The 11197-nt window shown below is 68.3% G+C and carries 10 protein-coding genes, 1 rRNA gene, 1 pseudogene and 1 riboswitch; of the genes and pseudogenes, 11 read left to right on the top strand and 1 reads right to left on the bottom strand.

What is annotated here, in order from left to right; translation table 11 throughout:
• The 11 genes and pseudogenes from rrf to ACFZBT_RS26155 form a co-directional block, all read left to right on the top strand.
• Positions 1-95 (top strand): 5S ribosomal RNA (rrf, locus tag ACFZBT_RS26205); the annotation flags it as partial.
• Positions 96-204: 109 nt separating this feature from the next.
• Complete coding sequence (locus tag ACFZBT_RS26200) at positions 205-813, top strand: CDP-alcohol phosphatidyltransferase family protein (RefSeq protein ID WP_184599460.1); 609 nt, start codon at positions 205-207, stop codon at positions 811-813.
• A 115-nt stretch (positions 814-928) separates the two neighbouring features.
• Positions 929-3424 (top strand): sugar phosphate nucleotidyltransferase, encoded by a 2496-nt coding sequence (locus ACFZBT_RS26195; RefSeq protein ID WP_391107870.1) that lies wholly within the window; start codon positions 929-931, stop codon positions 3422-3424.
• A gap of 98 nt (positions 3425-3522) precedes the next feature.
• Positions 3523-4434 carry a DUF881 domain-containing protein gene (locus tag ACFZBT_RS26190; protein WP_391107867.1) on the top strand — a complete coding sequence of 304 codons (912 nt, stop codon included), beginning with the start codon at positions 3523-3525 and terminating at the stop codon, positions 4432-4434.
• A complete protein-coding gene (locus ACFZBT_RS26185; protein WP_003988855.1) occupies positions 4431-4763 on the top strand; it encodes a small basic family protein in 333 nt (110 codons plus the stop codon). The genes ACFZBT_RS26190 and ACFZBT_RS26185 overlap by 4 nt, the downstream gene beginning before the upstream one ends.
• A gap of 5 nt (positions 4764-4768) precedes the next feature.
• Positions 4769-5707 (top strand): DUF881 domain-containing protein, encoded by a 939-nt coding sequence (locus tag ACFZBT_RS26180; RefSeq protein WP_391107864.1) that lies wholly within the window; start codon positions 4769-4771, stop codon positions 5705-5707.
• Between the two features lie 61 nt (positions 5708-5768).
• Positions 5769-6716 carry an FHA domain-containing protein gene (locus tag ACFZBT_RS26175; RefSeq protein ID WP_391107861.1) on the top strand — a complete coding sequence of 316 codons (948 nt, stop codon included), beginning with the start codon at positions 5769-5771 and terminating at the stop codon, positions 6714-6716.
• A gap of 54 nt (positions 6717-6770) precedes the next feature.
• On the top strand, positions 6771-7511 hold the full coding sequence (locus tag ACFZBT_RS26170; RefSeq protein ID WP_391107858.1) for a MerR family transcriptional regulator: 741 nt from the start codon (positions 6771-6773) through the stop codon (positions 7509-7511).
• 85 nt (positions 7512-7596) lie between these two features.
• A complete protein-coding gene (locus ACFZBT_RS26165; protein WP_003988851.1) occupies positions 7597-8070 on the top strand; it encodes a bifunctional nuclease family protein in 474 nt (157 codons plus the stop codon).
• 316 nt (positions 8071-8386) lie between these two features.
• Positions 8387-9070, top strand: a complete 684-nt coding sequence (locus ACFZBT_RS26160; RefSeq protein WP_391107855.1) for a MerR family transcriptional regulator — start codon at positions 8387-8389, stop codon at positions 9068-9070.
• Positions 9071-9125: 55 nt separating this feature from the next.
• A pseudogene (locus ACFZBT_RS26155) lies at positions 9126-10594 on the top strand (DNA polymerase IV).
• Here ACFZBT_RS26155 and ACFZBT_RS26150 read toward each other — a convergent pair.
• Positions 10546-10920 carry a PRC-barrel domain-containing protein gene (locus ACFZBT_RS26150; RefSeq protein WP_189724556.1) on the bottom strand — a complete coding sequence of 125 codons (375 nt, stop codon included), beginning with the start codon at positions 10918-10920 and terminating at the stop codon, positions 10546-10548. The pseudogene ACFZBT_RS26155 and the gene ACFZBT_RS26150 overlap by 49 nt on opposite strands.
• Positions 10921-11033: 113 nt before the next feature.
• Positions 11034-11129: riboswitch (glycine riboswitch) on the top strand.
• Positions 11130-11197: the final 68 nt, after the last annotated feature.

Below are 11197 nucleotides of genomic sequence, written 5' to 3'. Positions count from 1 at the left end.
AAACGCCCGGTTACATTCCGAACCCGGAAGCTAAGCCTTTCAGCGCCGATGGTACTGCAGGGGGGACCCTGTGGGAGAGTAGGACGCCGCCGAACTCCTTTTAGAGCTCTGGCTCTTGGGCACACAGCCCGAGAGCCAGAGCTTTTTTGCGTTGAGGTAAGGTCAGTGAGCATCGTTGGCACGTTTCCCACAGGAGGCCCCCGGGTGGAGGTTCAGGAGACTCGCGTCCAGACGGACCGTGTGCTCACCATCCCGAACATCCTCAGCATGGCTCGGCTCGTCGGCGTACCCCTCTTCCTGTGGCTGATTCTGAGGCCTGAGTTCGGCGGGCCCAAGAGTGACGGATGGGCCCTCCTAGTGCTGGCTCTGAGCGGCATCAGCGACTACCTGGACGGCAAGCTCGCTCGGCGCTGGAACCAGATCAGCAGTCTCGGCCGGCTTCTCGACCCGGCAGCCGACCGGCTCTACATTCTCTCGACCCTGGTCGGTCTCACCTGGCGTGAGATTCTGCCCCTTTGGTTGACCGCTGCACTTCTGGCGCGAGAGCTGGTTCTGCTGGTGATGGTGGGCATCCTCCGCCGTCATGGCTATCCGCCGCCCCAGGTGAACTTCCTGGGCAAGGCCGCCACCTTCAACCTGATGTATGCCTTCCCACTGCTCCTGCTCAGTGACGGAAGTGGTTGGATCTCGTCACTCGCTGCTATTTTCGGATGGGCGTTCGCCGGATGGGGTACAACGCTGTACTGGTGGGCAGGAGTCCTCTACGTGGTACAAGTCCGCCGCCTGGTCCGTGCGGACGCCATGGCCGATTGAACTTGCGGATTGGTCCCACCGTGGCTGTCCGATGGCCCGTGGTCGAGAACTGGGGGACAATCCTGGCGGGGGAAGTCGGCTAGACCGTCGTCTCTTAGAGGAGGACGCTTCCGACATGAAGGCCGTCGTGATGGCCGGAGGCGAAGGCACGCGTCTTCGCCCCATGACCTCAAGCATGCCCAAGCCGCTCCTGCCCGTGGCCAACCGCCCGATCATGGAGCACGTTCTGCGGCTGCTCAAAAGGCATGGGCTCAATGAAACAGTCGTTACTGTCCAGTTCCTGGCTTCGCTTGTCAAGAACTACTTCGGGGACGGCGAAGAGCTCGGTATGGAGCTGACCTATGCCAACGAGGAGAAGCCACTCGGTACCGCTGGAAGCGTCAAGAACGCCGAAGAGGCACTGAAGGACGATGCCTTCCTCGTCATCTCCGGCGATGCTCTGACCGATTTCGACCTCACCGAGCTCATCAATTTCCACAAGGAAAAGGGCGCGCTGGTCACTGTTTGTCTGACTCGTGTTCCCAATCCGTTGGAATTCGGCATCACCATTGTCGACGAGGAGGGCAAGGTGGAGCGCTTCCTCGAGAAGCCCACCTGGGGCCAGGTCTTCTCCGACACGGTGAACACCGGCATCTACGTGATGGAGCCCGAGGTCTTCGACTATGTCGAGCCCGATGTGCCCGTCGACTGGTCGGGTGACGTCTTCCCGCAGTTGATGAAGGAAGGCAAGCCCGTCTACGGCTACGTTGCCGAGGGGTACTGGGAGGACGTAGGCACGCACGAGAGCTATGTGAAGGCGCAGGCCGACGTCCTGGAGGGCAAGGTCGACGTCGACATCGACGGGTTCGAGATCTCCGCGGGCGTCTGGGTTGCCGAGGGCGCGGAGGTGCATCCCGACGCCGTGCTCCGCGGCCCCCTGTACATCGGGGACTACGCCAAGGTCGAGGCCGGCGCCGAGCTCCGTGAGCACTCTGTTGTGGGCTCCAACGTGGTGGTCAAGAGCGGTGCCTTTCTGCACAAGTCCGTCGTCCACGACAACGTCTACGTGGGGCCGCACAGCAATCTGCGCGGGTGTGTGGTCGGGAAGAACACCGACATCATGCGAGCGGCGCGGATCGAGGACGGGGCGGTCATCGGTGATGAGTGCCTGATCGGTGAAGAATCGATCGTCCAAGGCAATGTGCGGGTCTATCCGTTCAAGACCATCGAGGCCGGTGCTTTCGTCAACACGTCGGTCATCTGGGAGTCCAGGGGACAGGCACACCTCTTTGGAGCCCGTGGTGTGTCCGGAATCCTGAACGTCGAGATCACGCCGGAGCTGGCCGTGCGGCTTGCCGGTGCGTATGCGACCACCCTGAAGAAGGGCTCTACCGTCACCACGGCCCGGGACCATTCGCGCGGTGCCCGTGCGCTGAAGCGGGCGGTGATCTCCGCGTTGCAGGCCAGCGCCATCGACGTACGGGATCTGGAGAATGTCCCACTGCCGGTGGCCCGGCAGCAGACCGCGCGGGGCAGTGCGGGCGGGATCATGATCCGTACCACGCCCGGGGTGCCGGATTCCGTGGACATCATGTTCTTCGACGGGAACGGTGCCGACCTGTCGCAGGGCAGCCAGCGGAAGCTGGACCGGGTGTTCGCGAGGCAGGAGTACCGGCGGGCGTTCCCCGGTGAGATCGGGGATCTGCACTTCCCGGCCAGTGTCTTCGACTCGTACACCGGGTCGTTGCTGCGCAACGTCGACACTACGGGTATCTCCGAGTCCGGGCTGAAGGTCGTCGTGGACGCGTCCAACGGCAGCGCCGGACTCGTGCTGCCGTCTCTGCTCGGGAAGCTCGGTGTCGACTCGCTGACGATCAACCCCGGTCTGGACGAGTCCAGGCCGACGGAGACGGCCGACATGCGGCGGTCGGGGATGGTGCGTCTCGGGGAGATCGTGGCGTCCTCGGGTGCCGCCTTCGGGGTGCGGTTCGATCCGGTCGGTGAGCGGCTGTCCCTCGTCGACGAGAAGGGACGGATCATCGAGGACGACCGGGCGCTGCTCGTGATGCTGGACCTCGTGGCCGCGGAGCGGCGTAGCGGCAGGGTCGCGCTCCCGGTGACCACGACCCGGATCGCCGAGCAGGTGGCGGCGTATCACGGGACCCAGGTCGAGTGGACGACGACCTCTCCCGACGACCTCACGCGCGTCGGTGGCGAGGAAGGGACGATCTTCGGCGGTGATGGCAAGGGCGGGTTCATCGTTCCCGAGTTCAGCAGCGTGTACGACGCCACCGCGGCCTTCGTACGGCTCATCGGGCTGGTGGCGCGGACGCAGCTCACGCTCAGCCAAATCGACGCCCGGATCCCGCGGGCGCACGTCCTGAAGCGGGACCTGGCGACCCCGTGGGCTGTCAAGGGTCTCGTGATGCGGCGGGTCGTCGAGGAGGCCGGAGATCGCTTCGTGGACACCACGGACGGCGTGCGTGTGGTCGAGACCGACGGGCGCTGGGTGATGGTGCTGCCCGACCCGGCGGAGGCCGTCACCCATCTGTGGGCCGAGGGGCCGGACGACGCCTCCGCCCAGGCCCTGCTGGACGAGTGGTCGGCGGTCGTGGACAGCGCCGGCCGGTAGAACGGCCTGTACGCGTGCGTGCCGGACAAGTGTCCTCAACGGGGCCTGTCCGGCACGCCGGTGGGGCCGTTCGGAGGTAGTGGCCGCGACGTGCGACGATGTGCGGCATGCCGCAGCAACCCCCCATTCGGAGCACACCGACGCGGCCCCGGCGCCCGGATGCGTCCATGTCGTTGCTCACCAACGTCATGGACCACAGCCTCGACGACGGCTATGCCGAGGCCGCCGAGCGGAAGAAGGCCGCGGGTGACGCCGGCCTGCCGAAGACCCTCAGGGCGAAGCTGGGGCTCGCTGCGGGACTGGTGCTCGCCGCCCTGATCGTGACCGTCGGAGCGGCGCAGGCGCGGGTCGCCGCGCCCGTCGTAGCCAAGGAGCGGGAAGAGCTGGTCGATCGCATCGACCGGCAGAGCGAGACGGCGGACGAGCTTGAGGACTCCGTCGACGAGCTGCGCGCGGACGTGAGTGCAAGGCAGCGCGAGGCGCTGAAGCACAGTGGCAGCGCCGGGTCCGATCTGGTGGGCATCCTGTCCGGCGCCGCCGCGGTGCACGGTCCCGGTGTGAAGCTCGTGGTGAACGACGCCAAGGACACCGGTGCGGGCGGCGACGGCGACCCGCGCGAGGCCTCCGGGTTCTCCGACATCGGCCGGGTGCGTGACCGGGACATGCAGCGCGTGGTCAACGGGCTGTGGGAGTCGGGCGCCGAGGCTGTCTCCATCAACGGGCAGCGGCTGACGGCGCTGTCCGCGATCAGGGCCGCGGGGGACGCGATACTGGTCGACAACAAGCCGCTGGTGCCGCCGTACACGGTGCTCGCGGTGGGGGACGGGCAGCGGCTGAGCACGAGGTTCCAGGACAGCGCGGACGGGTTGTACCTGAACGCGCTCCAGGAGAGCTACGGCATCAGGACGGCCATCTCTGCGGAGGACGACCTCCGGCTGCCTGCCGCACCGAGTGTGATCGTACGTACAGCACAGCCGAGCACTGAGAAGAGCGAGAAAGGCACATCGTGATCGCCGTACTGGGCCTCGTCGTGGGAGTCGTGGCCGGCCTGTTGGTCCGGCCTGAGGTTCCGGCGGTGGTCGAGCCTTATCTGCCGATCGCCGTCGTGGCGGCGCTCGACGCCGTCTTCGGTGGTCTGCGCGCCATGCTCGACGGCATCTTCGACGACAAGGTCTTCGTGGTGTCGTTCCTGTCGAACGTCGTCGTGGCCGCCTTGATCGTGTTCCTGGGTGACAAGTTGGGCGTGGGTGCTCAGCTGTCCACCGGTGTGGTGGTCGTCCTCGGTATCCGGATCTTCTCCAACGCCGCGGCGATCCGCCGGCACGTGTTCCGGGCGTGAGGCCGATGAGCGACCACGACGAGAAGCGCGCCGAGAAGAGCGGCGACACGCGCGCGGAGCAGCGCGACGGGAACGGCGAGTCCGGGAACCGGCTCCGTAAGGAGCTTCCTCAGGAGGTGGCCGGGGCGGAGCCTGCCCCCCAGGACACCGCGGAGCCTGAGCCGGTCCCTGAGCCGGCGCCCGCTCCGGAGCCGGAGCCGGAGGTGGCGCCCGAGCCGCGGCTGACCGGTCGGCAGCGGCTGGTGCAGGGGCTGTGGCCGCCGAGGGTCAGCCGGGCCCAACTCATCGTCGCGCTGCTGCTGTTCGGCCTGGGCTTCGGGCTGGCCGTGCAGGTGGCCTCGAACAGTGACAGTGACAGCGCCCTGCGCGGGGCGCGTCAGGAAGATCTTGTCCGCATCCTCGATGAACTGGATGACCGTACCCAGCGTCTTGAGGACGAGAAGCAGGGTCTCGAGAAGCAGCGCGACGAGCTGGAGAACAGCTCGGACCAGGCCGAGGAGGCCCGGAAGCAGACGGTCGAGAAGGAGCGGCAACTCGGCATCCTGGCGGGCACGGTGGCCGCGCAGGGGCCCGGCATCACCATGACCATCGAGGACACGAAGGGGACGGTCGAGTCGGACATGCTGCTCGACGCGGTCCAGGAACTGCGTGCGGCGGGTGCCGAGGCGATCCAGGTGAACGGCGTACGGGTCGTCGCCGGTACGTATCTCACGGATTCCGGCAAGGGTGTGAGCGTCGACGGGAACAAGATCAACACTCCCTATCGTTTCAAGGTCATCGGCAAGTCGCAGGACCTTGAGCCGGCGCTCAACATCCCCGGAGGTGTGGTGCAGACTCTCGAGAAGGAACAGGCCATCGTCACCGTGGAGCGGTCGACCAAGATCGTTGTGGACGCCTTGCGAGCAGCGAAGCGGCCTGACTACGCTCGGTCGTCCTCCCAGTGAACCGGCGGTGCATGGGCGGCGTCCGGCGAGGGCATGAGGTTGCGGGGGGTCGGCGCACCGAATGGGTGGTGCGTGGTGGAAACTGTCTGGTGCAGACGGACGTTGTCAGGATGTCCGGGTCGGCCAGAGTGTTCAGTCAGGGTTCGTCCTGCCCCACGGGCGGGTCTGTTTCGGTCAAGGGGAATCGCCCGTGAAGTTGTTTGCGAAGTTGTTCGGCAAGAGCCCGCGAGAGGGCAGCGACAATGCGACCGCCCGTCATCGCGCACAGCCTGACGCGGAGGGCCAGCGACCGCTGTTCCGGGACCAGGTCGGCGGTCCGGGCGGCGACGTTTCCGGAGGTCAGGGCGCGCCGTCGGTTGACCCTGCGCAGCCCGGCGGCATAGGTTTCGGGCAACCCTCAAGTGCGGGTGGAGGGTTTTCCGACCCGTATGCGTCCAATGCTCCGGGTGGGCAGCCGCGGCAGGAGGATCCCATGTCGGCCCTGGTGTGTACGAGGTGCGGCAACCGCAACGCGGAGAACAGCCGCTTCTGCTCCAACTGTGGCGCGCCGCTGCGACCGGGCGCGACGCCCGAGCGTCCGTCCGAGACGACCTCCACGATCTCCATCTCCGGACTCGAGGCCTACGACGCCGAGGCCACCGGTCAGACGCCCACGCCGACGCTGTCTCCCGAGGCGCAGGCGGCCGTGGACGCGCTGCCGCTGGGTTCCGCGCTCCTGGTCGTGCGCCGTGGGCCGAACTCGGGCAGCCGCTTCCTGCTGGACGGCGATCTGACCACGGCCGGCCGTCATCCGCAGAGCGACATCTTCCTGGACGACGTGACGGTCTCCCGGCGGCACGTGGAGTTCCGTCGCGCTCAGGACGGCTCGTTCACGGTGGCCGACGTGGGCAGCCTGAACGGCACGTATGTGAACCGCGAGCGGATCGACCAGGTCGCCGTGAGCAACGGTGACGAGGTGCAGATCGGCAAGTACCGGCTGGTCTTCTACGCCAGCCAGCGGGGCTACTGACCCGGGACTGTTTCCGGGACACCCCAGCGAAGGTCCGTCCGTCAGGGAAGGTCCATGCTTCATACACCGAGCGGCGGTGCCGGGCACGGCGCCGCCGCCACGGACAGTGGGCTGATGAGCATCGGCACAGTGCTGAACGCGCTGCGCGACGAGTTCCCCGAAGTCACCATCTCCAAGATCCGCTTCCTGGAGTCGGAGGGGCTCATCGAGCCACAGCGGACCCCCTCGGGGTATCGCAAGTTCAGCGCCCGTGACGTCGAGCGCCTGGGGCACGTCCTGAGGATGCAGCGGGACCACTATCTGCCCCTGAAGGTGATTCGCGAGCACCTGGAGGCCATGGAGCGCGGTGAGGCCGTTCCGCTGCCGACCGTGGGCCGTCAGCGTGACGGCGATACCGCGCCCGAGGCCTACGAGGGGCCGCCCACGGCTGCCAGAGTCGGGCGTGCGGAGCTGCTCGCGGCCGCCGGGGTGGACGAGGAGGAGCTCACGGAGTGGGAGTCGTACGGGCTGGTCACTCCACTGGAGGACGGGGCGTACGAGGCGGAGGCGGTCACGGTGGCGGCGCTCGTCGCCGAGCTGGGGCGGTTCGGGATCGAGCCGCGGCATCTGCGGGTGATGAAGGCCGCCGCCGACCGCGAGGCCGGGCTCGTGGACCAGGTGGTGGCCCCGCTGAAGCGACACCGGAACCCGCAGACCAGGGCTCATGCGGAGGACCGCACCAAGGAGCTGGCGGGGCTCACGGTGAAGCTGCACGCCGCGCTGGTGCAGACGGCGCTCGGGGTGCGGTTGCCGTGAGGCGGCCGGACGTGTGGGGGCCGGATCAGGCGCCTGATCCCGGCCCGACTACCCAAACGTCCCGAGCACGGCCTAGGGTTGCTGTGTGAACGAGCTCGATGTCGTAGGTGTCCGGGTCGAAATGCCCTCCAACCAACCGATCGTGCTGCTGCGTGAAGTGGGAGGCGACCGTTACCTTCCCATCTGGATCGGGCCGGGTGAGGCGACGGCGATCGCCTTCGCCCAGCAGGGCATGGCTCCCGCGCGGCCGCTGACCCACGACCTGTTCAAGGACGTGCTGGAGGCCGTCGGCCAGGAGCTCACGGAAGTGCGTATCACGGACCTGCGTGAGGGCGTCTTCTACGCGGAGCTGGTCTTCGCCAGCGGCGTCGAGGTGAGCGCCCGCCCGTCCGACGCCATAGCGCTGGCCCTGCGCACCGGGACGCCGATCTACGGGAGTGACACGGTGCTCGACGACGCCGGTATCGCGATCCCGGACGAGCAGGAGGACGAGGTGGAGAAGTTCCGCGAGTTCCTCGACCAGATCTCCCCGGAGGACTTCGGGAGCAGCAGCCAGTGAGCCCCCGGGGGGCCGGTGAATGCCGGCCTGACGGGGAGCGGAAGCGGTCGTGAGACACCTGGGCGGCCCGGCGGACTATGAGTCAGCGGCAGGGCCGCCGCCGTATACGGGACGGGTGAATTGCCCGCATGTGCCCGTGGCGAGTGAGAGCGTCACACGGCCCGCGCCGAAGGCATTCGGCTAGCCTTTCCCCGCGGTGGGGCACGGGAAACCACTCTTAGGGTGATTATCACTCGGCGTGGCGAGTGTGGCGATCGTTGACGCACCCCGGGTGACTGCCTACCGTCGAGAAGGCAGGTCAAGGACGGAGGTCGGCGTGAGAAGCAGCGGCGACGGTACGGCTGGGGGCGGCCCCGAGCGCAGTCTCAGGGCGAGCGGTCCGTACGCTCCCCCCGGCTCTCGGCTCCTCTCGGGCGGAGGCTGTCCCCAGCCCGATGGTGCGGCCGATCTCGCTCCGCAGCGACCGTCGGCGGTGCCGAGCAGCGGAGGGACGACGTCCATGGCGTCCGAGCAGATCGGCTATCGCGGCCCCACGGCCTGCGCGGCCGCCGGTATCACCTACCGGCAGCTGGACTACTGGGCCCGCACCGGTCTCGTCGAGCCGAGTGTGCGCCCCGCCCACGGGTCCGGGACTCAGCGGCTGTACAGCTTCCGGGACGTCGTCGTCCTGAAGATCGTCAAGCGGTTCCTCGACACCGGCGTGTCGCTGCAGAACATCCGCACGGCGGTCCAGCACCTCCGGGAGCGCGGTTTCCGCGACCTGGAGCGGATGACGCTGATGAGCGACGGTGCGACGGTCTATGAGTGCACCTCGCCGGATGAGGTCCATGCCTTGCTCCAAGGGGGCCAGGGCGTCTTCGGGATCGCCGTGGGTGTGGTGTGGCGGGACGTCGAGAGCGCGCTGTCCCAGCTGCACGGGGAGCGGATCGACACCGGTGAGACCCTCGTCGGGCCCAACCCGGCGGACGAGCTTGCGCGGCGGCGGAACCGGGCCGTCTGACCTTTCGGGACGGTTCGGCACGGCGTTGTCAGTGGCGTAGGGCAGCATCGGACTTGTGAGAACCGCGCCCACGATCCTGCATCTCGACATGGATGCCTTCTTCGCCTCGGTGGAGCAGGCGTCCAAGCCGAGCCTGCGCGGGAAGGCCGTGGTCGTGGGCGGGCTGGGGCCGCGGGGTGTGGTCGCGACCGCCTCGTACGAGGCCAGGGTCTTCGGGGTGCACTCGGCGTTGCCCATGGCGCAGGCCCGGCGGCTCGCGCCCAACGCCGCGTATCTCGCGCCGCGGTTCGGGTTCTACCGGGCGATCAGCGAGCGGGTGATGGAGCTGCTGCGGGCGCTGTCTCCGCTGGTGGAGCCGCTGAGCCTGGACGAGGCGTTCGTGGACCTGGAGGCCGGTGGGGCGGCCTGGGACGAGCGGTCGGCGCGGCTGGCCGGGGTGAAGCTGCGTGCGGACATCCGAGCCGTCACAGGGCTCACGGGCTCGGTGGGGCTGGCCGCGTCCAAGATGCTCGCGAAGATCGCCTCGGAGCAGGCCAAGCCCGACGGGCTGGTGATGATCGAGCCGGGGACGGAGCGGGCCATGCTGGGGCCGATGTCGGTGCGGACCCTGCCGGGAGTCGGACCGGCCACCGGCGACCACCTTCGGCGGGCCGGGATCACCACGGTCGAGGAGATTGCCGAGGCCGGTGAGGACGAACTGGTCCGGCTGCTGGGGAAGGCGCACGGGCACGGGCTCTACGCCATGGCTCTTGCCCGGGACGACCGGCCCGTGGTGGCGGAGCGGGAAGCGAAGTCTGTGTCGGTCGAGGACACCTACGACGTGGACATCCACGACCGGCTTCGGGTCGGGCTGGAGGTGCAGCGGCTCGCCGACCGCTGTGTGCGGCGGCTGCGCGGGGCCGGGCTGTCCGGGCGGACCATCGTGCTGAAGGTGCGGCGGTACGACTTCTCGACACGCACCCGGTCCGAGACGCTGCGCGGGCCGACGGACGATCCCGGGGTGATCCGTGAGGCGGCGGCCAGACTGCTGGACTCGGTCGACACGACGGGCGGGGTGCGGCTGCTCGGCGTGGGGGTGAGCGGGCTCGCCGACTACACGCAGGAGGACCTGTTCGCGCAGGCGGCCGGGGAGCGGGCGGTCGCGGAGGGCCCGGTCGAGGAACACGCGGCTGCGCCAGTGGAGGTGCAGCCCGCGCCGGCCGAGCGGCGTTGGCCCGCCGGGCACGATGTGCGGCACGCCGGATTCGGGCACGGGTGGGTGCAGGGCAGTGGCCTGGGGCGGGTCACCGTACGGTTCGAGACGCCCGACTCGGAGCCCGGGCGGGTGCGGACCTTCCGGGTCGACGATCCGGAGCTGGAGCCGGCGGATCCGCTGCCTTTGGTGTTACGAGAGTCTGAGGGGGGCGATGGGCCGGATGGTGACTCCGGGGGTGTGGGGCTGCGCTCCGCAGCTCCTTAGAAGGTTTGCCGGGGCTTCAGGCCGTCTCGTCCGTGCCCGCCAGCTTGCCGAACTGGTGGTCCTGAAGCGGGGGAGGGGCGGCGACGTCTAGGCCGTAGTGGTGGTAGAGCTGGAGTTCCTGCTCCGGGGAGAGGTGGCGGCCCACGCCGAAGTCGGGGGCGTCCTTGATCAGGGCGCGGTCGAAGGGCACGTGGAGGGCGCCGTCGATCAGCTCGCTGGGTTCGAGGGGGACGAACGCGTCCCGGCTGAACAGGCCGGTCCGTATGGCCGCCCACTCCGGGACGCCGGTGGCGTCGTCGAGGTAGACCTCGTCGATCGTGCCGATCCTGGTCCCGTTGCGGTCGAACGCCTTGCGGCCGATCAGGTTGCGCGGATCGATATCGGTTCGCACGGGCCCTCCACATGGTCGCAACTCATCCGTAACCACTACAAAACGGCACAATCGAGGAGGCGGCCACTCGAAGGTTCGTGCGTTGACCGCGCTGGTAGGCTGACAACGGCTGCTGACCCCGTGCGGGAGAGTCCTCCAGACACCATCGGAGGCGCCGAAGGAGCAAATCCTCCCCGGAATCTCTCAGGCCCACGTACCGCACGGACGAGGTCACTCTGGAAAGCAGGGCGGATGTCACGGCTTCCGCCCTCACCGACGGTGAAAGCCGGAGGCCTTC

The organism is Streptomyces sp. NPDC008137, assembly GCF_042957035.1.
Taxonomy (GTDB): domain Bacteria; phylum Actinomycetota; class Actinomycetes; order Streptomycetales; family Streptomycetaceae; genus Streptomyces.
Note: the sequence above shows the minus strand (reverse complement) of the source record. Positions and strands in the feature narration are given on the sequence as shown.

Bases quoted from the DNA above. Each gene is read 5' to 3' on its own strand.
- ACFZBT_RS26195 (WP_391107870.1), top strand. From the start codon at position 929: ATGAAGGCCGTCGTGATGGCCGGAGGCGAAGGCACGCGTCTTCGCCCC.
- ACFZBT_RS26190 (WP_391107867.1), top strand. From the start codon at position 3,523: ATGTGCGGCATGCCGCAGCAACCCCCCATTCGGAGCACACCGACGCGG.
- ACFZBT_RS26180 (WP_391107864.1), top strand. From the start codon at position 4,769: ATGAGCGACCACGACGAGAAGCGCGCCGAGAAGAGCGGCGACACGCGC.
- ACFZBT_RS26175 (WP_391107861.1), top strand. From the start codon at position 5,769: ATGGGTGGTGCGTGGTGGAAACTGTCTGGTGCAGACGGACGTTGTCAG.
- ACFZBT_RS26170 (WP_391107858.1), top strand. From the start codon at position 6,771: ATGCTTCATACACCGAGCGGCGGTGCCGGGCACGGCGCCGCCGCCACG.